Source organism: Pseudomonas sp. HT11 (assembly GCF_044875395.1).
In the GTDB taxonomy this organism is placed as follows: domain Bacteria; phylum Pseudomonadota; class Gammaproteobacteria; order Pseudomonadales; family Pseudomonadaceae; genus Aquipseudomonas.
Window position 1 is genome coordinate 1,811,221 of sequence record NZ_CP173217.1, and the last position, 20,512, is coordinate 1,831,732.

General features: G+C 61.7%; 19 protein-coding genes and 1 pseudogene. 13 read left to right on the plus strand and 7 right to left on the minus strand.

Annotation, left to right across the window (positions count from 1 at the left end):
* Positions 1-151: 151 nt before the first annotated feature.
* Positions 152-484: a ComEA family DNA-binding protein gene (locus ABWL43_RS08220; RefSeq protein ID WP_404487409.1), complete on the plus strand. Its 333-nt coding sequence runs from the start codon at positions 152-154 to the stop codon at positions 482-484.
* A gap of 27 nt (positions 485-511) precedes the next feature.
* Here ABWL43_RS08220 and ABWL43_RS08225 read toward each other — a convergent pair whose 3' ends face one another.
* Entirely contained in the window at positions 512-1,090 is a 579-nt protein-coding gene (locus tag ABWL43_RS08225) for a TetR/AcrR family transcriptional regulator (protein WP_262207606.1), read from the minus strand.
* Positions 1,091-1,222: 132 nt separating this feature from the next.
* Here ABWL43_RS08225 and ABWL43_RS08230 point away from each other — a divergent pair, with 132 nt between their 5' ends.
* Positions 1,223-1,867 carry a GntR family transcriptional regulator gene (locus ABWL43_RS08230; protein ID WP_404488378.1) on the plus strand — a complete coding sequence of 215 codons (645 nt, stop codon included), beginning with the start codon at positions 1,223-1,225 and terminating at the stop codon, positions 1,865-1,867.
* 14 nt (positions 1,868-1,881) lie between these two features.
* Positions 1,882-2,730 carry a DUF1989 domain-containing protein gene (locus tag ABWL43_RS08235; protein ID WP_145163181.1) on the plus strand — a complete coding sequence of 283 codons (849 nt, stop codon included), beginning with the start codon at positions 1,882-1,884 and terminating at the stop codon, positions 2,728-2,730.
* An 8-nt stretch (positions 2,731-2,738) separates the two neighbouring features.
* On the opposite strand, the gene ABWL43_RS08240 is transcribed toward ABWL43_RS08235, so the two are convergent.
* Together ABWL43_RS08240 and eat are read right to left on the minus strand one after the other, a co-directional pair.
* A complete protein-coding gene (locus tag ABWL43_RS08240; RefSeq protein ID WP_083359476.1) occupies positions 2,739-2,906 on the minus strand; it encodes a DUF2897 family protein in 168 nt (55 codons plus the stop codon).
* A gap of 110 nt (positions 2,907-3,016) precedes the next feature.
* Positions 3,017-4,381 carry an ethanolamine permease gene (gene eat, locus ABWL43_RS08245; protein ID WP_145163183.1) on the minus strand — a complete coding sequence of 455 codons (1,365 nt, stop codon included), beginning with the start codon at positions 4,379-4,381 and terminating at the stop codon, positions 3,017-3,019.
* A 393-nt stretch (positions 4,382-4,774) separates the two neighbouring features.
* On the opposite strand from eat, the gene kdpF reads away from it, so the two are divergent.
* From kdpF to ABWL43_RS08275, 6 genes are all read left to right on the plus strand, one after another.
* Complete coding sequence (kdpF, locus tag ABWL43_RS08250) at positions 4,775-4,864, plus strand: K(+)-transporting ATPase subunit F (protein ID WP_003218754.1); 90 nt, start codon at positions 4,775-4,777, stop codon at positions 4,862-4,864.
* Positions 4,865-4,873: 9 nt separating this feature from the next.
* Positions 4,874-6,568, plus strand: a complete 1,695-nt coding sequence (kdpA, locus tag ABWL43_RS08255) for a potassium-transporting ATPase subunit KdpA (protein WP_145163185.1) — start codon at positions 4,874-4,876, stop codon at positions 6,566-6,568.
* Positions 6,569-6,582: 14 nt separating this feature from the next.
* A complete protein-coding gene (gene kdpB / locus ABWL43_RS08260) occupies positions 6,583-8,640 on the plus strand; it encodes a potassium-transporting ATPase subunit KdpB (protein ID WP_404487410.1) in 2,058 nt (685 codons plus the stop codon).
* A 64-nt stretch (positions 8,641-8,704) separates the two neighbouring features.
* Entirely contained in the window at positions 8,705-9,250 is a 546-nt protein-coding gene (gene kdpC / locus ABWL43_RS08265; RefSeq protein ID WP_106576850.1) for a potassium-transporting ATPase subunit KdpC, read from the plus strand.
* Between the two features lie 126 nt (positions 9,251-9,376).
* Complete coding sequence (locus ABWL43_RS08270) at positions 9,377-12,028, plus strand: sensor histidine kinase KdpD (RefSeq protein ID WP_262207613.1); 2,652 nt, start codon at positions 9,377-9,379, stop codon at positions 12,026-12,028.
* 37 nt (positions 12,029-12,065) lie between these two features.
* Positions 12,066-12,755, plus strand: a complete 690-nt coding sequence (locus tag ABWL43_RS08275; RefSeq protein WP_242193825.1) for a response regulator — start codon at positions 12,066-12,068, stop codon at positions 12,753-12,755.
* A 122-nt stretch (positions 12,756-12,877) separates the two neighbouring features.
* Here the strand turns inward: ABWL43_RS08275 and ABWL43_RS08280 are convergent, their stop codons facing one another.
* Positions 12,878-13,915, minus strand: a complete 1,038-nt coding sequence (locus ABWL43_RS08280; RefSeq protein WP_262207617.1) for a patatin-like phospholipase family protein — start codon at positions 13,913-13,915, stop codon at positions 12,878-12,880.
* Between the two features lie 215 nt (positions 13,916-14,130).
* On the opposite strand from ABWL43_RS08280, the gene ABWL43_RS08285 reads away from it, so the two are divergent.
* The 3 genes from ABWL43_RS08285 to ABWL43_RS08295 all read left to right on the plus strand — a co-directional run bounded on the left by ABWL43_RS08285 (position 14,131) and on the right by ABWL43_RS08295 (position 16,101).
* Complete coding sequence (locus tag ABWL43_RS08285) at positions 14,131-14,409, plus strand: hypothetical protein (RefSeq protein WP_010176194.1); 279 nt, start codon at positions 14,131-14,133, stop codon at positions 14,407-14,409.
* Positions 14,410-14,452: 43 nt separating this feature from the next.
* Positions 14,453-15,214 carry a CHAD domain-containing protein gene (locus ABWL43_RS08290; protein WP_242193821.1) on the plus strand — a complete coding sequence of 254 codons (762 nt, stop codon included), beginning with the start codon at positions 14,453-14,455 and terminating at the stop codon, positions 15,212-15,214.
* Between the two features lie 89 nt (positions 15,215-15,303).
* The gene (locus ABWL43_RS08295) at positions 15,304-16,101 is read left to right on the plus strand and encodes an acyl-CoA thioesterase (RefSeq protein ID WP_404487411.1); all 798 of its coding nucleotides are present in this window, start codon (positions 15,304-15,306) and stop codon (positions 16,099-16,101) included.
* A 6-nt stretch (positions 16,102-16,107) separates the two neighbouring features.
* Here the strand turns inward: ABWL43_RS08295 and ABWL43_RS08300 are convergent.
* From ABWL43_RS08300 to ABWL43_RS08310, 3 genes and pseudogenes are all read right to left on the minus strand, one after another.
* Positions 16,108-16,356: pseudogene (locus ABWL43_RS08300) on the minus strand (terminase); the annotation flags it as partial.
* A 109-nt stretch (positions 16,357-16,465) separates the two neighbouring features.
* Positions 16,466-17,947 carry a methyl-accepting chemotaxis protein gene (locus tag ABWL43_RS08305; protein WP_242193818.1) on the minus strand — a complete coding sequence of 494 codons (1,482 nt, stop codon included), beginning with the start codon at positions 17,945-17,947 and terminating at the stop codon, positions 16,466-16,468.
* Positions 17,948-18,043: 96 nt separating this feature from the next.
* Entirely contained in the window at positions 18,044-18,850 is an 807-nt protein-coding gene (locus tag ABWL43_RS08310; RefSeq protein WP_262207624.1) for a TatD family hydrolase, read from the minus strand.
* Positions 18,851-19,086: 236 nt separating this feature from the next.
* Here ABWL43_RS08310 and ABWL43_RS08315 point away from each other — a divergent pair, with 236 nt between their 5' ends.
* Positions 19,087-20,508 (plus strand): transglycosylase SLT domain-containing protein, encoded by a 1,422-nt coding sequence (locus ABWL43_RS08315; protein ID WP_145163202.1) that lies wholly within the window; start codon positions 19,087-19,089, stop codon positions 20,506-20,508.
* Positions 20,509-20,512: the final 4 nt, after the last annotated feature.

Here is a 20,512-nt window from a genome sequence, read left to right on the forward strand (position 1 = left end):
CGTTACAAATCTACGAGTGAGTCGTTCTGCCGGAATAGAAAAACACACGCTGTAACTGACTCACTTTTGACTCCCTCCAAACATCACCTAAGTTAGAAAGGCAGCTTCGGAAAAGCTGCTTTTCTTCTACCGATGTCATGGAGCGTCACCTATGCAAAACACCTATATCTCTTCCCTGATCTTTGCCTTCCTCGCGAGTGTCTCCGTCGCCACCATCGCAGCCCCATCCGCCAAACCCGAAGCCCCTACGCCCATCGTCGCCCAGATGGCGAAAGTTGAAGAAACGACCAAGGTCAATCTCAACACCGCCGACGCCGAAGTCCTGCGCCGCGATCTGTTCGGCATTGGTGCCGCCAAGGCCAAGGCGATTGTCGCCTATCGCGACAGCAATGGGCCTTTCACTGCAGTAGACGAGTTGCTGGAAGTCAAAGGCATCGGTAAGGCATTGCTGGAGAAAAACCGCGACAGGCTGGCTATTAATTGAGTCTGTAAACGTTGCCCAAGAGGCCGGTCATTGACCGGCCTTTTCTTTGTCTGAGATCTGATCTTTCAAGTTCTCGCGCACGACTTTCATGATCCGCGTTGCCAATGACTGGCTCTCTACGCTCCTGGCCAGCACCAATGCCCCTACCAACGTCGACATCAGTACCAGGCTTCGTTCGTCGGCATTCGCGTGATCCAACGTTGATTCAACCTGCCTCAATCGCGCTTCAAGCACAGCATCCGTGGTCGGACTCTGCTTTCCCCTCTGGCCCAATTCCGAAGACATGGTCGGCAGCGGGCAGCCTTCAGCGGGAGAGGTCTGGTGCCAGTCAGACAGATAGTTGTCTATGAATGCATCCAGCGGCCGCTCCTGGCTGAACAGAGTTTCGCAATGTGCATCCAGTTCTGCAGCGGCAGCCTGCAGGGCCTTTTCCACCAGATCATCCTTGGATTTGAAATGCGCGTAAAAGCCACCGTGCGTCAGATTGAGTGCTTTCATCAGGGGTTGCAGGCCGGTCGCGCTGATGCCGTCGCGGCGAAAGCGCACTGAGGCTTCCTTGATGATGCGTTGATGGGTCTGGGCTTTATGGTCTGCTGAATAACGCATGGGCGGCCTCGTGGACGAGCGGGCATGTTAACGGAGTTAAGCTTTTTTACCCATCCACACATCGTTCAGCGGTACTGGCATGAAAAGTGATTACATCTGGTTCAGGGATTGTTCAACAATCGTGAGGTGATGATGACGCTCAGCTTGTCTCTGGCGGATCAGATTGCACTTGAACTGCGTGCCGACATCATTGGCGGGCGGCTGTTGCCCGGCATGGCGTTGGTCGAGGTGGACCTGGTCAAAATTTATAACGCATCGCGCAATACCATTCGCGAGGCCTTGCACCGTTTGGGGCAGGAAGGGCTTACCCGTTATGTGCGCAACAAAGGCGTGGTGGTGCGGCGGCTGGATCGAGATGAGGTGCGTGACCTGTTCGTTGTACGCCGAACCCTCGAATTGCAGGCTATCGCCCAGAGCGGTGGGCTGACGGATGCTCAGTCCGAGCACATGCAAAACGCAATCGAAGCCACCTCCCTGGCCAGGGAGCGCGAGGACTGGCGCGCAGTGGCGACTCACAGCCTGACGTTCCACCAACGGATTGTCGGGTTGATGCGCAGCCCACTGTTTGATGAGTTTTTCGCCCAGGTCATAGCTCAACTGCGGCTGGTGTTTTGCGCGGCACCCGATGAGCAGCGTTTCCAGTCGCCCTGGCTGGAGCGCGACCAGGAGATCTATGCGTTGCTGACGTGCGGCAACAAAGCGGCTGCGCAGGAGGCGATGAGCCAGTACCTGGACGATTCCGAACGCCTTTCCCTGGCCTTGTTTGATCACCCCTGATGGAGGATTGCCCCATGTATAAAGACTATCCGGCCGCGTACCAGGTCAGTAAAGGTTCTGCGCTGCAGGTTGATACCGCGTTCTATGAGCGCATTCGTGATCGTGCGGACCAACGCACATTGATCGAGCAGTTCGACGTGCCGATTCGCACGGGCAGGGCGTGGAAGGTGCCGGCCGGGCATGTGTTCCGGGTTACCACGCCGGTTGGGCCACAAGTGGGTGACTTCAACGTGTGGAATGCCAACGATCCTCGCGAACGTCTTTGGGCCGCACGCACCCGCCAGTTACAAGGCGCACATGTCAGCACTCATGATCGACTGTGGTCGAACCTGCCGTTTCTGCGGCCGCTGGTGACCATCACCGATGACAGCCTGGCGAGTTATGGCATCGATGAGCATGGCGGGCGCCTGCACGACTTGCTTGGCACGCGCTGCGATCCGTATGTGAATCGCATGCTCACCGGCGAAGACTTTCATCACCATTGCCACTCAAACCTGACACGCGCGGTGCTGCCCCACGGTCTGACGGAATTCGACGTGCATGACGTGTTGAACATTTTCCAGTGCACCGGCCTCAATCACGATGACATGTACTTCATGAAAGCCTGCCCGGCGCAGAAGGGCGACTACTTGGAGTTTTTTGCCGAGATTGATTTGCTCTGCGCGCTGTCGACGTGCCCGGGCGGGGATTTGTCGCTGCCGATGTGGGGGCCTGACGCGCAGGATCCGTTGACGGTGTGTCGCCCTTTGGGTGTGGAGATTTATCGTCTGGAGGAGGAGTTGCTCAATGGCTGGAGCCAGCCCGAACGTGCGGCCTATAAAGGCCAGCACGGGTTGCATATCGCCAAGGCGGCGTGGGAGTAGCGCCAGGTTCAGCGGTCCTGGGCGTCCTTTGAGTCTGCCTGGGCGTTGCGCTCGGCCACGCGTTTGCGTTGTTCGTCGGTGAGTTCCACCTTGTTGGCGCTGTCACGCAGCATCAATAAACCACCGACGATCGAACCGATCGCGACCACTAAAATCAACCAGGCATACCACGGCATAGGGCTCTCCTTGAGGCAGCAAACCGTGGGGAAATTTCCCACGGTAATAGCTGCTTTGAGTCACGGGCTTTCTTAGTAGTTCATTGTAGGCCCGTTCTGCCCCAGTAGCCTCACAGCCCCGTCAACATCGCATCGGCCGGTGCGTCGGCGCGGTCCTGCGCGGTCAGTTGGAAGTACACAAACCCCACCACCATGAAGCCCAGGAAAATCAGCCCGATCAGCGCGTTGAACCAGGCCATGGCCACCAGGCAGACCACCGCCAGCACCAGCGCTATGCCGGGCACGATCGGATAGCCCGGCGCACGGAAGGTGCGCTCCAGCAGCGGCTCGGTCTTGCGCAGTTTGAACAGGCTGAGCATGCTCATGATGTACATCACGATGGCACCGAACACCGCCATGGTGATCATCGCGGCGGTCAGCGTCATGCCGCCCAGGTTGATCAGGCCGTCGCTGTAGATGGCGGCGATGCCGACCACACCGCCGGCAATGATTGCCCGGTGCGGAGTCTGAAAACGCGACAGTTTGGCGAGGAAAGAGGGCAGGTAGCCGGCGCGCGCGAGGGCGAAGAACTGGCGCGAGTAGCCGAGGATGATGCCGTGAAAACTCGCCACCAGGCCGAACAGACCGATCCACACCAACATGTGCAGCCAGCCGGAGCTGTCGCCCACCACGGTTTTCATCGCTTGCGGCAACGGGTCATTGATATTCGACAGCGTGCGCCAGTCGCCCACGCCGCCGGCGAAGAACATCACGCCCATGGCCAGCACCACCAGCGTCAGGATCCCGCTGATGTAGGCTTTTGGGATGGTGCGCTTGGGGTCCTTCGCTTCCTCGGCAGCCATCGCTGCACCTTCGATGGCAAGGAAGAACCAGATGGCGAAAGGAATGGCCGCAAACATCCCGGCTATCGCCGGCGCGCCGAAGGTGTCGGACCCGGCCCAGCCATTGAGGGCGAAGTTGCTGAAGCTGAACGCCGGCGCTACCACGCCCATGAACACCAACAGTTCGGCGACGGCGAGCACGCACACCACCAGCTCGAAGGTGGCCGCGAGTTTCACCCCGAGAATATTCAGGCCCATGAAGACGATATAGGCACCGACGGCCGCGTGTTTGGGGTCGAGTGCCGGAAACTGCACATTCAGATAAGCGCCGATGGCCAAGGCTATCGCAGGCGGGGCAAAGACAAATTCGATCAACGTTGCCAGGCCGGCGATCAAGCCGCCTTTCTCACCAAAGGCGCGACGGCTGTAGGCAAATGGGCCACCCGCGTGAGGAATCGCCGTAGTCAGTTCGGTGAAGCTGAATATAAAGCAGGTGTACATGGCGGCGACCATCAGCGAGGTCACCAGAAAGCCCAGCGTGCCTGCGACGCCCCAGCCGTAGCTCCAGCCGAAGTACTCGCCGGAAATTACCAAGCCGACGGCAATGCCCCACAGATGCAGGGTGCCCAAGGTGGGTTTGAGTTGTGTGTTCATCGTGTTGCGCTCCCTGAACCGTTTGGAATGATTCAAGGTGTTGCAGCGGCCATGCCAGTGCGCCATTCATTGTCGTAAAGACGCCGAACTGTCGTCGAGGAGACGGTTTGGCGTTTGAAATCTTCTGTCATTGCACCAGTTGAGTGCAGGGGCGTTTGAGCTGCCGTCATCGCGGGCAAGCCCGGCTCCCACAGGGGGCTGCGGTTACCTGTGGGAGCCGGGCTTGCCCGCGATGAGGCGCCAACAGCCACCACCGACCTCTGTAAACCCCGCATAAACCCACTCTTTACGCCGTCTTTACGCCCGGCCCCCAGCGTCGCTCTCGTTCCTTTACGCCACTCCTGCGGACAATTGCCTCACACGCGGCAATCGCCGCAAAACGGAGAGACTTCCATGAGCGTTTTGGACGGGGTGTCACTGCTATTGGCCGTGGCGCTGTTCATTTATCTGCTGGTTGCGCTGTTACGCGCGGATCGGAACTAGGAGCAGGCTATGCACAGTTATGACTATTGGCTGATCATCGCCTTCTTTGCCGTGGTGCTGGTGCCGGCACCGTTCCTGGGAAGGTTCTATTACAAGGTGATGGAAGGCCAGCGCACCTGGCTCACGCCGGTGCTCGGCCCGGTTGAGCGCGCGTGTTATCGCCTGTCTGGCGTGGACGAACACCAGGAACAGAGCTGGCAGAAGTACACGCTGGCGCTACTGGCGTTCAATCTGGCCGGTTTCGTGTTGCTGTTCGCTGTGCTGTTGTTCCAGGAATATCTGCCACTCAACCCGCAGAAATTGCCAGGTCAGGAATGGACGCTGGCCTTCAACACCGCGGTCAGTTTCATGACCAACACCAATTGGCAGAACTACAGCGGTGAAGCCTCCCTGAGCTACCTCAGCCAGATGATTGGCCTCACCGTGCAGAACTTCGTCAGCGCCGCCACCGGCCTGGCTGTGCTGGTCGCGCTGTGCCGTGGTATCGGTCGCAAATCCACCAAGACCCTGGGCAACTTCTGGGTCGACATGACCCGCGCTACCCTCTACGGCTTGCTGCCATTGTGCCTGGTGTTCGCGCTGTTCCTGGTGTGGCAGGGCGTGCCGCAAACCTTCGCGCACTACGTGAATGCCGTGACGATGCAGGGCGTGGACCAGGTGATCCCACTCGGCCCGGCAGCCAGCCAGATTGCGATCAAGCAACTGGGCACCAATGGTGGCGGCTTCTTTGGCGTCAACTCGGCGCACCCGTTTGAGGACCCGACGGCCTGGGCCAACCTGTTCGAGCTGTCGGCAATCATCCTGATCCCGGTGGCGTTGGTGTTCACCTTCGGTCACTACGTGAAGGACCTGCGTCAGAGCCGCGCGATTCTCGGCTGCATGCTGGCGCTGTTCCTGATCGGCGGCGCGACGTCGCTATGGGCCGAGTACCAACCCAACCCGACCCTGAACAACCCGGCCGTTGAGCAAACCGCACCGCTGGAAGGCAAAGAAGCGCGCTTCGGCACCACCGGCACGGTGTTGTGGTCGGTCACCACCACGGCGGCGTCCAACGGTTCGGTCAACGGCATGCACGACAGCCTCAACCCGCTGAGCGGCATGGTGGCGCTGGTCAACATGATGGTCGGTGAAGTGATCTTCGGCGGCGTCGGTGCCGGTATGTACGGCATGTTGCTCAACGTGTTGATCGCGGTGTTCCTCGCCGGCTTGATGATCGGCCGCACCCCGGAATACCTGGGCAAGAAGCTTCAGGCCAAGGAAGTGCAATTGCTGGTGGTGACCTTGCTGGTGATGCCGGTGGGCACGCTGGTACTGGGCGCCATTGCCGCCAGCCTGCCAGGCCCGGCAGGTGCCATCAGCAACCCTGGGCCGCACGGTTTCAGCCAGTTGTTGTACGCCTACACCTCGGCCAGTGCCAACAACGGTTCGGCGTTTGGCGGCTTCAGTGGCAACACCGCGTTCCACAACCTGATGTTGGGCCTGGGCATGTTGATCGGCCGCTTCGGCTACATCCTCCCGGTACTGGCTCTGGCTGGCAGCCTGGCAATGAAAAAGACCGCTCCGATTGGCCAGAACAGCTTCCCCACGCATGGCCCGCTGTTCGTGACCCTGTTGACCGTGACCATTTTGCTGGTGGGCGGCCTGACTTTCCTGCCGACACTGGCACTGGGCCCAATCGCTGAACACCTGAGCATGGGCTTCTAAGAGGGGATATGAAAATGAATATGCCTGCAAAAAACGCCGCCCCTGTGACAACTCAGGAGTCGCCAAAAACCGCCATCTCTGCGCTATGGCGCCCGGCGCTGGGCCAGGCGTTCGTCAAGCTGGACCCGCGCCAGCTGCAACGTTCGCCGGTGATGCTGGTGGTCGAACTGACCGCCATCCTCACCACCGTGTTGTGCTTCGTGCCCGATACCAACGTGCCGACGTTCGTCGCCGTGCAGATCGCCGTGTGGCTGTGGTTCACCGTGCTGTTCGCCAACTTCGCCGAAGCCTTGGCCGAAGGTCGCGGCAAGGCCCGCGCCGACAGCCTCAAGGCTGGCAGTGAAGGCCTCAGCGCACGTCGCAAGGAGGCCGACGGCAGCTTCAAGGTCGTGCCGGCCACCAGCCTGCGCAAAGGCGACGTCGTACGCGTCGCCGCCGGAGAAATGATCCCCGGTGACGGCGAGGTCATCGAAGGCATCGCGGCGGTCAACGAAGCGGCGATCACCGGCGAATCCGCGCCGGTGATCCGCGAGTCCGGCGGCGACCGTTCGGCCGTCACCGGCAACACGCGGCTGGTGTCGGACTGGTTGCTGATCCGCATCACCGTCAACCCGGGCGAGTCCACGCTGGACCGCATGATCGCCCTGGTGGAAGGTGCCAAACGCCAGAAAACCCCCAACGAAGTCGCGCTGGATATCCTGCTGATCGGCCTGACCCTGATCTTCCTGCTGGTGGTGGTCACCCTGCAGCCGTTCGCGCACTTCGCCAATGGCAGCTTGCCCCTGGTGTTCCTGGTCGCACTGTTGGTGACGCTGATTCCTACGACCATCGGCGGCTTGTTGTCGGCCATCGGTATCGCCGGCATGGACCGTCTGGTGCGCCTCAACGTGATCGCCAAATCCGGGCGCGCGGTGGAAGCGGCGGGTGACGTGCATGTGTTGCTGCTGGATAAAACCGGCACCATCACCTTTGGCAACCGTCGCTGCGCGGCGGTGATCGCCGCGCCTGGCGTCAGTGGTCGGGATTTGGCCGAGGGTGCGCTGCTGGCCTCGCTGGCGGACGACACCGCGGAAGGCAAATCCATCGTCGAATACCTGCGCGCCTTGCACCCGCAGGCTGAGCCGACCCTGGACCAACTGACCTCGGTGCCCTTCAGTGCGGAAACGCGTTTGTCCGGTGTCGATTACGAAGGTCGTGTGTTCCGCAAAGGCGCGGTGGATTCGCTGCTGGCGTTTATCGGCCAGCAACGCCGCGACCTGCAACCGGCACTGTCGCGGGAAATCGACAAGATCGCCCAAAGTGGCGGCACCCCCTTGCTGGTGTGCGCCGACGGCAAATTGCTCGGTGCGATCCACCTCAAGGACGTGGTCAAGCCTGGCATCCGCGAACGTTTTGCCGAGCTGCGTAAACTGGGGATTCGCACCGTGATGGTGACGGGCGATAACCCGCTGACTGCTGCGGCGATTGCTGCCGAAGCCGGCGTGGACGATGTGCTGGCCGAAGCCACGCCGGAGAAAAAACTCGCGCGCATTCGCCACGAACAGAACGACGGTCGTCTGGTTGCCATGTGTGGCGACGGTGCCAACGACGCGCCGGCACTGGCCCAGGCCGACGTCGGCATGGCGATGAATGACGGCACCCAGGCGGCTCGCGAAGCGGCCAACATGGTCGACCTCGACAGCGACCCGACCAAGCTGCTGGACGTGGTGCAGATCGGCAAGGAATTGCTGGTGACCCGCGGCGCGCTGACCACGTTTTCCATCGCCAACGACGTGGCCAAATACTTCGCAATCCTGCCGGCACTGTTCGCCTCGATCTACCCGCAATTGGGCGTGCTCAACGTGATGCACTTGCAGAGCCCGCAGAGCGCGATTCTCTCGGCCATTGTGTTTAACGCGTTGATCATTGTGGTGCTGATCCCGCTGGCGCTGCGCGGTGTGCGCGTGCAGGCGGCGAGCGCGGCGGCGTTGCTGCGTCGCAACCTGCTGATCTACGGGCTGGGCGGGATCGTGGTGCCGTTCGTGGGCATCAAGGCGATCGACATGCTGCTGACCGCGCTGCACCTGGTTTGACCCGATTCCTGGGGGCGCCACGTCGGCGCCCACAGGTTGCAATGACTCACGTGAGGAATCTGAAATGTCCACCATGATCCGCCCGGCCTTGAGCCTGCTGGTACTCATGACCCTGATCACCGGCGTCGCCTACCCATTGGTGGTGACCGGTGTCGCGCAAGTCGCTTTTCCTGACCAGGCCAACGGCAGTCTGGTGCGCGATGCCGACGGCAAAGTGCGCGGTTCCAGCCTGATCGCCCAGGATTTTACCGGCGATCAGTGGTTCCATCCGCGCCCGTCGGCCGGCGCATTTGCGACGGTTTCCAGCAGCGCGAGTAACCTGGGCCCAAGCAACCCGGCGTTGGCCACGCGCGTCTTCGATGATGCCAATAAACAACTGGTGCCAGGCCAGGGGCCAGTGCCGTTGGCCTCGCTGACTACCTCTGGCAGCGGTCTTGATCCACACTTGCCTCCACCGGCGATTGCCTATCAACTGGCGCGGGTGGCAGCCGCACGAAATGTGCCGGTGGCAACCCTGCAGCGCTTGCTGGATGAGCACATCGAAAGCCCGCTGGTGGGCCCGCCGGTGGTGAATGTGCTGGCGCTGAACATGGCGCTGGAAAAGTTGTAAGTCGTGGTGCCGCCATCGCGGGCAAGCCCGGCTCCCACAGGGGAATGCACTCCAACTGTGGGAGCGAGCTTGCCCGCGATGGTGGCCTGAAGGACTCCAAATAAACACCTGAAGGAACCGCAACGCATGAGCGACTCCGGCCGCGCCGACGCCCTGTTAGCCGATCTGCCCCGGGACGGCCGTGGCCGGCTCAAAGTCTTTCTCGGCGCCGCGCCGGGCGTGGGCAAGACCTACGCCATGCTCCAGGCCGCCCACACCCAGCTGCGCCAGGGCGTGCGGCTGATCGCCGGGGTGGTCGAAACCCACGGCCGCGCCGAGACCGAGGCCTTGCTCAGCGGCTTGCCGCAGCAACCGTTGGTGCGCACCGAATACCGCGGCGTGATGCTCGAAGAAATGGACCTGGACGGCCTGCTCGCCGCCAAGCCCAAGCTGGTGCTGGTCGACGAACTGGCCCACAGCAACGCCCCCGGCAGCCGGCATGAAAAACGCTGGCAGGACATTCAGGAACTGCTCGCCGCCGGCATCAATGTGTTCACTACGGTCAACGTCCAGCACCTGGAAAGCCTCAACGATCAAGTGCGCGGGATCACCGGCGTGCAAGTGCGCGAAACCCTGCCGGACTGGGTGCTGCAAGAGGCAGACGAGTTGCTGCTGATCGACCTGCCATCGCGCGAGCTGCTGGAGCGTCTGCGCGACGGCAAGGTGTACGTGCCGGAGCAGGCCCGTGCGGCCATCGACGCGTTTTTCACCCAGACCAACCTGATGGCCCTGCGCGAACTGGCGATGCAGACCGCCGCCGCTCACGTCGATGACGACCTGGCCCAGGGCTATCGGCAACTGGGCCAGGCTGCGCCGGCGGTGCGCGGCCGCTTGCTGGTGGGCGTGGATGGCGATGCGCAGGCCGAACGCCTGGTGCGTCATGCCAGCCGCGTCGCTCAACGCCGACATTTGCCCTGGAGCCTGGTGCATATCGACAACGGCCGTGCGCGCGATGAGCAAGCGCGCCTGCGCCTGCAAAACGCCCAGCAACTGGCCGAGCGCCTTGGCGGCGAAGTGGTGTTGCTGCGCGCGGGCGAGGTGGCGAAGACGCTGATCCAGCATGCCGCCGAACGCCGCGCGAGCCTGCTGCTGGTCGGGCAGTCGCGCATGCGTTGGCGGCGTCGGTTGTTCGGCGGTGGGCTGGCGGCGCGCTTGCTGCGCAATGCGCGCGGTCTGGAAATCAACGTCCTCGACAGCGACGACATGCCCGCACCGCCGCGACTGCCGGATGTGCGCGGGTTGGTGTGGTTCGATTATGGCCTGGCAGTCGTCGCGACGATCGTGGCGGCGGCGCTGGCCTGGGCGGTTGCCAGCGTGTTGCCGCTGCCGAATATCTCGCTGGTGTTTCTCGCGGCGGTATTGCTGGTGGGCGTGCGCAGCAGCCTGGGGCCGTCGCTGGTGTGTGCGGCGCTGTCGTTTCTGACCTACGATTTTCTGTTTATTCCGCCGAATTTCTCCTTCGCCATCCAGCGTGAAGAGGACGTGTTGACGCTGCTGTTCTTTCTGCTGATGGCGGCGTTGACCGGCAACCTGGCCGCGCGCCAGCGTCGGCAGCTGCAGGCCTTGCGCGATACTCAGGAAGAGACCAGCGAACTGCTCGACCTGTCGCGCAAACTCACCGCCGCCACCGATCGCCAGGCGGTGATCAGTGCGGCGGCCCATCATCTGGAAGGCTGGAGCGATCTGGAGCTTTGCCTGGTCAATCGGGACGCGCATGGCGATTGGCAGGTCGAGACCGGTTCGCCGCTGAACCTCACAGAAGCCGAACGCGCCGCCGCCGATTGGGCCTGGCAGCACGATCAACCGGCCGGCATGGGTACCGGCACGTTGCCGTTCGGGCGCTGGTGGTGGTGGCCGCTGTCGGGCGAGGAGGGGCCGCTGGGTTTGCTCGGCGTGAGCCCCAAACCGGGCCTGGAACTGAGCGGGCAGCGTCGTCGCCTGCTCACCGCATTGAGCCAGCCGCTGGCCCAAGCGTTGGCGCGGGCGCAATTGGCGCAGGAACTTGAATCCGCGCGCTTGCATGGCGAAACCGAGCAACTGCGCAGCGCCTTGCTGGCCTCTGTGTCCCACGACCTGCGTACGCCGTTGACGTCCATGCGCGGCAGCATCGACAGCCTGTTGGCGCTCGGCGAGGCGATTCCTCTGGAGGATCGCCGCGAATTGCTTGAGGGCACCCGCGATGAAGCCGAGCGCCTGGACCGCTATATCCAGAACTTGCTGGACATGACGCGCCTGGGCCACGGTGCGCTGAAACTGGCGCGTGATTGGGTTTCGCCCGGCGATATCGTCGGCAGCGCCCTTGGCCGTTTGCGCGCGGTGCTGGCGCCGCTGCAGGTCAAGACCGACGTGCCGGCCGAGTTGCCGTTGCTGTATGTGCACGCCGCCTTGATCGAACAGGCGCTGGTCAACGTGCTGGAAAACGCCGCGCGTTTCTCACCCGCCCAAGGCCGTTTGGAGGTGAGCGCGGGCGTGGCGGATGACCAATTGTTTTTTGCGGTGGCCGATGAAGGGCCGGGGATTCCCGAAGACGAGCGCGCGAAGATTTTCGATATGTTCTACACCGCCGCCCGCGGTGATCGCGGCGGGCAGGGCACGGGCCTGGGCCTGGCGATTTGCCAGGGCATGGTTGGCGCACACGGTGGGCGTATCAGCGTCGCCGAGGGCATTGAAGGGCGGGGCACGTGCATCACCTTGTTCCTGCCGTTGCCGACTCAGCCTGGCCTGGAACGCGAGGCTTGAGCTACCCTCTTTTTTCCACGGATTTTGATTGGACACCATGAGCCAGACCGCGACGATTTTAGTCATTGATGACGAACCGCAGATTCGCAAATTCCTGCGCATCAGCCTGGCCTCCCAGGGCTACAAGGTGATCGAGGCCGGCACCGGTAACGAGGGCCTGGCCCAAGCGGCATTGAGCAAACCGGATTTGCTGGTGCTCGACCTCGGCCTGCCCGACATGGACGGCCAACACGTGCTGCGCGAGTTTCGCGAGTGGTCGACGGTGCCGGTGCTGGTGCTGTCGGTGCGCGCCAGTGAAGTGCAGAAGGTCGAAGCCCTGGATGGCGGCGCGAATGATTACGTGACCAAGCCTTTTGGCATCCAGGAATTTCTCGCCCGCGTGCGCGCGTTACTGCGCCAGGCCCCGGCGGGGGAGGCTCAGGAAGCGGCCTTGAGTTTTGGTCCGCTGACGGTGGACCTGGCCTATCGCCGCGTGCTGCTGGACGGTGCCGAAGTGGCGCTGACCCGCAAGGAGTACGCGGTACTGGCGCAACTGGCGCGGCATCCGGGGCGGGTAATCACCCAGCAACAACTGCTCAAGGATATCTGGGGGCCGACCCACACTGAAGACAGTCACTACCTGCGCATTGTGGTGGGGCATTTGCGGCAGAAGTTGGCGGATGACCCGACTCAGCCGAGGTTTATCGTGACCGAGGCGGGGGTGGGGTATCGGTTGTTGAATGCCTGAGTTTGGCGGCGCCCGTGCAGGCCTCATCGCAGGCAAGCCAGCTCCCACCATTGAATGTGTTCACAGATCAGAATGTGGGAGCGGGCTTGCCCGCGATAGGGCCATCAGCCACAGCACACATTTCAACCCTGCTCACTCTCATACTTGTCCAACGTATCCCTGGCAATTTCCCGCCCCAAAGCGATCAACTCCGGAGCTTTGTAAAACTCGAAAAACCGGCACACGCGCTTTGGCACGTTGATCAGCACATCCGGCGGGTAACCGGCGATCTTGTACTGCGCCAGCGATGTCTGCATCACCTCGAAACTCTGGTTGATCAGGTCCAGCAGGGACGCCGGGCCGACGTTGTCGATGATGAACGAACCGGTCGCCGACTTTGGCGCCCCGGCTTTCTCCGGCGCCGCCGCGGGTTGCTGGGATTCTGGTTCGGCCGATTCCAGCCATGGGTTGATCTCAGCTGTCTGAGCGTGCAAAGCCTCCTGCTCAAGCTTCATTAACTGTTCAGCTTGTTTGCGGCGAAACGGCAGGTGTGAACCCAACGACTTGGCCAAGCTGTTGAAGCGACTCTTGAACGCCGGCGGACGCTGGATCACGGGCAGTTGGTAATGTTTTTGGTTGGTGGCGTTGAGGTTGACCGCGATGATCAAGTCGCAGTGGCTCGACACCACCGGCACGATCGGCAACGGGTTGAGCAGGCCGCCGTCCACCAGCATACGGTTGCCCTGCATCACGGGCGTGAACAGGCTTGGAATCGCCGCGGAGGCGCGCATGGCCTGGTGCAGGCAACCTTCCTGAAACCAGATTTCCTGCTGGTTGGTCAGGTCGGTCGCGACGGCGGTGTAGGGAATGCGCAGTTCTTCGATGTTGATCTCGCCGACGATCTTGCGGATCTGGCCGAAGACTTTTTCGCCACGAATCGCACCCAGGCGAAAGCTTACGTCGACCAGGCGCAGTACATCGAGGTAGTCGAGGCTTTCGATCCAGTTGCGGTACTCGTCAAGCTTGCCCGCCGCATAGATCCCACCCACCACGGCGCCCATGGAGCAACCGGCGATACAGGCAATGTCGTAGCCGCGCCGTTCGATCTCCTCGATCACGCCGATATGGGCATAACCTCGGGCTCCACCGGAGCCCAGCACCAAGGCAACACGTTTCTTCATGGTCCATGTCCTTCACAAAGCAGGTGCCCACAATGCACCCATTGAGGGGCAAGCTTCAATCTTCGCCGGGGGCTGTAATATTTTTCCAGGATCAGCGCAGTGCTCGGGTATGCTCTGACGATAGGCGCTCTGATTTCAGGCTGCGAACAAGGCACTTTTCCTTGTAGGCAACGTCTACACCCTACGACTGTTTTTCTTTATTTGAGGTGTCATCGATGAAAGCCTGGATGTGTGTGCCTGTGATTGTGTTGGCCCTGGCCGGCTGTGCCGGGAAAACCGCATACCGCGACAGCTGTGGCACGCAACTGGATGCCGCGTGGCACGAGCTGGACCTGGCCAAGGCTGAAGGTTTTGCCGGCACCGTGAGCTACTCCAAGGCATTGTCCTTGTTGACTGGCGCCAAGACCCAGCAGCAATTCGAAGCGTTTGAAGGCTGCTCCAACAAGGCCGAAAAGGCGCGGTTCTATATTCGTGAGTCGCGCGCCGGACGTTAATTTCTAGCGCCAAACAGGATTTTCATCGTCAAGGGAGGAAGGCATGTCAGCTTTGGTCGATCAGTTAGTCGCTCAGGTCATTGGCCTGGAAGTAGGGTTACTGAGCTGCCAGGCTCGCCTCGCCGCCGTCACCGACGATGAAGCCCTGCATGACCTGCGCACCACCGTGCGGCGCCTGCGCAGTTTGTTGCGCCCGTTGCGCGGATTGCCGGGAGTCGAACAACTCGAATTGGCCGCCAGCACAGTCGGCCAAATGACTACGCCGCTACGCGACCGTGAGGTCCTGGCGGCGTATCTGCATCAGCACGGCTATCACCAGGCCGCTGAACGGCGCCTGCGCCTGCAACCCGACGCCTATCGCCAGGTGGCGCAGAGCCCGGAAGTGGCGCACCTGTTGCAAATTCTCGATGCGTTCCCACGCTTTATCCGGGCTTCGCAGCATCAGAAACTGCTCAAGGGCCTACGCCCGCGCATCGAGAAGCGCTTGGGCAAGCAATGGCACAAACTCGGTGATGCCCTCAAAGACCCAACCCATGATCGCCATCGCCTGCGGTTGCTGATCAAGCGTGTGCGCTACGCCGCCGAGGCCTACCCCGAACTGGACAAACTGCCTGCCAAAGCCATGTCGCGCCTCAAACAAGCCCAAGGCGCTCTGGGCGATTGGCACGACTGCTGGCAGTGGCTGGCGCAGGCCGGGCACCAAGCGGATTTGCAACCGTGCGTGTCGGTGTGGCATCGCACCATGAGCAAGGCAGAAGGCCAGGCGGATCGGGTGCTGGACAAACTCAGCGCGGATTGTTTCTAGGCCGGTCCGGTTTTTGGCCGGAATGGGCGCTGTACCTCACCGGCTCGATGGTTAAGATCCCTCATCGGTTTTCTTGATGTGAGGTCGCCATGCGCTTTAGTGATTTGCTCGACGCAGCCCGTAACAACCCGTTGGACGTGACCATCCCCGCCGAATGGGCTCAGGGCCGCGCGACCTTTGGTGGCCTGGTTGCCGCGTTGCAGTACGAAGCCCTGCGCGCCCAAGTGCTCGCAGATCGACCCCTGCGATCTTTGGCCATCACCTTTGTCGGCCCCGTTGCGCCGGATGTGCCGGCCAGTTATCAAGTCGAAGTGTTGCGCGAAGGCAAGGCCGTCAGCCAGTTGCTTGGCCGCGTGGTGCAGAACGGTGAAGTGGCGACGCTGGTGCAGGCCAGCTTTGGCGCGCCGCGTGAGTCAGTGATAGATGTCGCAAGCGAGGCGCCGCCTAGGTTCAAACACTGGGATGAATGCCAGGAACTGCCCTACATCAAGGGTGTGACACCCGAGTTCATGCGCCACTTGGCGATGCGCTGGAGCGTCGGTGGATTGCCGTTCACCGGCAATAAATCGCGCGACATGGGCGGTTGGGTGCGCCTGCGCGGGGACGTCAAGGAAGAGCCGCTGACCGAGGCGCATATCCTCGCATTGGTCGATGCCTGGCCCCCGGCCTTGCTTCCGCACCTGACCCAACCGGCGCCGGGCAGCACGCTGACCTGGACCATTGAATTTGTCCAGCCGCTGCAAGACCTGACCACCCTCGACTGGTGCCAGTACTACGTCAACATCGAACACGCCCGCGACGGCTACGGCCATGCCGCGGCCGCACTCTGGAGCCCGGCCGGCGAGTTGATCGCCATCAGCCGCCAGACCGTGGTGGTCTTCGCCTGAACCTCAGAACCGCTGGCTGCCTTGCGCTTCCAGTTTGCGACCGTGGCGCTGAAGCGCCACGCCTGCCAACACGCCGATAACGCCGACGGCAAAACTGGCCAGGCTCAGGCTGAACACGCCGGACGCCATCAACAGAAAACCGATGATCAGCAGCGGTACGGCAATTAACTGCAGCCCCAAGTTGGTCGGGTGCTGATGGGTTTCTGGGTGCGTGCGCCATTGCCAGGCGGGGAAGTTGGGGTGACGTTTGCCCATGATGATGAATCCTCTGTCCGTTGAAACAACTTGAACAAAGTTTAGATCGCGGGCGGGCGGGGCGGCGAATCAAGGCTGGCTATGGGGGCTATAGCCAACCTTGTTTGGTTTACAACTTCAACTGCCCAATCGCCTTGCTCAATTCCCCGGCCAACGTCGCCAGCTCATTGCTGGTGGTCGCTGAATCCACGGTCTGCTGCACCGTGTTTTCGGTCACATCACGAATGCTCACCACGGCGCGGTTCATCTCTTCGGCGACATGGCTTTGCTGTTCGGCGGCCACGGCGATCTGGGTGTTGCTTTCGCGCATCTGCGCCACGGCGCCGGTGATTTCGGCGAGAGCCGCGCCGGCTTCCTGGGCTTGCTGTACGCAGTCGTCGGCCTTGAACGAGCTTTCCTGCATGAAGTCCACCGCGTCGCGGGTGCCGGCCTGCAGCGCCGAGACCATGTGGGTGATTTCGTCGGTGGAGCTTTGCACGCGTTTGGCCAGGTTGCGTACTTCGTCGGCGACCACGGCGAAACCACGGCCCATTTCGCCGGCGCGGGCGGCCTCGATGGCGGCGTTGAGGGCGAGCAGGTTGGTCTGTTCGGCGATGCTGTGGATCACGCCGACCACGCCGTTGATTTTCTGGCTGTCCTCGGCGAGCTTCTGAATCATCTCGGCAGTCTGTTGCACGCCGGTGGAAAGCCCGGCAATCGAACGCTGTACCCGGCTGACCACTTCCTGGCCGCTGCCGGCGAGGGTGTCGGCGGTTTGGGACAGGTCGCGAGTGGCGCCGGCGTGCTGGGCGATGTGGTAGACGGTGGCGGTCATCTCATTGATCGCGGTAGCGGCCTGATCGGTTTCGCTTTGCTGGCCGAGCATGCCGTGTTGCACCTCGTTCATGCTGCTGGCCAGGCGCGCGGCGCCGTCGTCCAATTGCTGCGCGGTGTGTGCCACGGTGCTGACCACCCGCTGGTAGCCGGCTTGCATGGCGTTGAAGGCGCTGGCCATCTGGCCGACTTCGTCCTTGCAGGCCAGTGGTACGCGGGCCGAAAGGTCGCCGGTTTTCTCGACGTGCAGCATCACATCCTTGAGGGTGTTGAGTTGGCTGAGCAAAAAGCGGATCAGCAGTTGCGAGGCACCGAGCATCGCCAGCATCAGGATCAACACCGCCACCGCGTAGTTGGCGAAGCGTTCGCCGAACACTTGGCTCAGGCTGCGTCCGTAGGCCAGCACGGCGATCTGCTGGCCGTCGGCGCGCGCGATCACGTCGGCACCGATCAGCGGGTTTTCACCGAACAACGGCATGTGATTGAGCTCGACCCAACCGCTGGCGTTGCCCAGGGCTGACAGATCCTGATCGGCCAGCTGTGGGACTTGTCCACGGGTAAACGTCAGCCAATGCTCGCCCTTGGGCAATGGCTTGTCGGCGGGCCAGGCACTTAGCAACCGCGCCTGCGCCTGTGCCGAAGCCTGGGCGGCATCGCTGCGCGCCTGTTGCTCGAGTTGCACGGCGTAGAGCACGAGCAACAAGGTGGTGATGAAGGCGACCGCGTTGACGGCCCAGAATTTGTATTTCAGCGAGATATTGCTAAGCCAGGCACCCATGGAAGGTTTTCTCTGATAGCGGAAACAGCATTGGCAAGGTGCCATTATTGTGCCGCTACTCAGGAAGCCGGTTTTGACATGGGTCAATGCGCCGCATTAATCCACTTGAGGCAAACCAAAAAACGCGCGCGAACAGGCGGTGCTGTGTGCAGCCAAGTCTTCCAGGGTTTCGTTGCGGTGCAGGGCGACTTCGCGCAGCACTTCCGGCAAGTAGGCCGGTTCATTGCGGCCGTTTTTCGGCTTGGGCCGCAGCGTGCGCGGCAGCAGGTAGGGCGCGTCGCTTTCCAGCATCAGACGGCCACGTGGGATTTCCCTGACCAGCGGGTGCAGGTGCGTCCCACGGCGCTCGTCGCAGATCCAGCCGGTGATGCCGATATGCAAGTCGAGGTCGAGGTAGCTGAACAGCGCCGATTGTTCGCCGGTGAAGCAATGCACCACGGCGGCGCTCAGGTGGTCGCGGTAATCCTTGAGGATCTCCAGCAAGCGCTGGTTGGCGTCGCGCTCGTGAAGAAACACTGGCAGTTTCAGCTCGACGGCCAGTGCCAGGTGTTCTTCGAGGACTTTTTCCTGTTGTGGGCGCGGGGAAAAATCGCGGTTGAAATCCAACCCGCATTCGCCCACTGCACGCACGCGGCTTTCGCTGAGCAAACCCCGCAATTGCCGCGCGCTGTCGCCGTTCCAATCGCTGGCGGAGTGGGGATGAATGCCGGCGGTGCTGAACAGGCGCTGGCCGCTGTCATCGAGTTTTATGCAAAGCTCCAAAGCCTGCTCGCTGCCTTCGACACTGGTGCCAGTGAGCACCAATTGCTGCACGCCGGCGGCATAGGCACGGTCGAGAACGGCCTGGTGCCTCTCGTCGAAACTGGGGTTGGTCAGGTTGACGCCGATATCAATGAGTTGCATGGTGCTATCTCCGCCTGCGGCCGGAAAGCATATCAGAGCTGTAGATTTATAAGAAAAACGAAGAACTACAACAAGTTATAGCTGTCTTTGAACGTCGCAAGTGACATTGTGGTTGGTCGTACGCCTTCCTCCATGCCACCGTTGCGCGCCTTGCCAGCGCATAAAGCGCTCTGTTTCTGACCTCCAGCCCTTCGCCTTTCGCGAGGGTGCTGGCCAGTATTCTTTCCGGAGAGCGGATGATCCGACCCTCGGCGTTGCTTGTGTTGTGCCTGACGTTACTGCTGCCCATGGCGGCGGTCGCACGCCTGGATGGGCCGCTGGAAGTGACCAAGCCCGGCAAGGTACGCGACCTGGCGCAGATTCGCTCCAGTCGCACGCTGCGTGTGCTGGTCAACCAGAGCCGTAACAGTTCCGGTGAGGTTCAGGGCCAGGCCATCGGTGTTGAGTACCATCGCCTGCGCGCCTTCGAGCAATACCTGAACGGCCACGCCCGTGACGGGGAAGAAATCACTCTCAAAATTATCCCGAAAGCCAAGGACCAACTGCTCGGCGCGTTGGCCCGTGGTGAAGGCGACCTGGTGGCTCCCGGTGAATTGCTTGATGTGAAGGCTGCGCACAAGATCAGCACCAGCGACCCGATTGCCAGTGATGTACCGTTGTGGCTGGTTGGCGTGAAGGGTGAGCGACGCTTTACCAAGCTGGAGCAGTTGTCCGGGCGCACGCTGGCCCTGACTACCGGCAGTGCAGCGGCGGATGCGATCAATCAGGTCAACCAGCAACTGGCCCTGCACAAGCGACCGCCGGTGAAGGTGGAATGGGTCGATCCGACCTTGGCGGTGGAAGATGTATTGGAGATGGTCCAGGCCGGGATCTTCCACCTCACCATTGTCGAGAAACCCATTGCCGAACGCTGGTCGAAAATCCTGCCCAAGCTGCGCTTTGATCGGCAAGTGGCAATCAGCGAGCCGGGCGATGAGTACTGGTTTGTGCGCCAGGATGCCTCAATGCTGCGGGCCAGTATTGACCGTTTCCTCAAGACCTACCGAACCCCGGCCGACCAGGACGTGGCATTCCAGCGTATCTACCGACGCCTTTATCAAGTGCGCAATCCACTGGCTCGCGCCGACCGTCAGCGCCTGGAGAAACTGCGCCCGGTGCTGCAAAAGCATGCGCGAGAGCAGGGCATGGACTGGCTGAACCTGGCGGCGCTGGCGTTCAAGGAGTCGGCGCTGGACCCCGGCGCGCGCAACAGTGGCGGCCCGACCGGGCTGATGCAGATCACGCCTTCGGCGGCGCAGCGAGTGGGCGTCAACAATATCGAGAGTCTGGACAGTAATGTGCAAGCGGGCGCCCGGTATCTGGCGATGATCCGTCGCAAGTTCTTCGCCAGCCCCAAGCTTAACGAGCGCGAGCGTATGGCCTTCGTGCTGGCGGCTTACAATATGGGGCCGGAGCGGGTGCAAGGCATGCGGGCCGAGGCTCGGCGCCGCGGTCTGAACCCCAACCAATGGTTCTTCCAGGTCGAGCGTATTGCCATGGAGCAAGTGGGCATGGCTGGCGTCAGCTATGTTAATAGCGTGAACAAGTACTACTTGGCGTTTGATCGGGAGCGGGAGTCTCTGGAACCGTCAACGCCAAAACTTGCCTCGCGTAAATAATCGG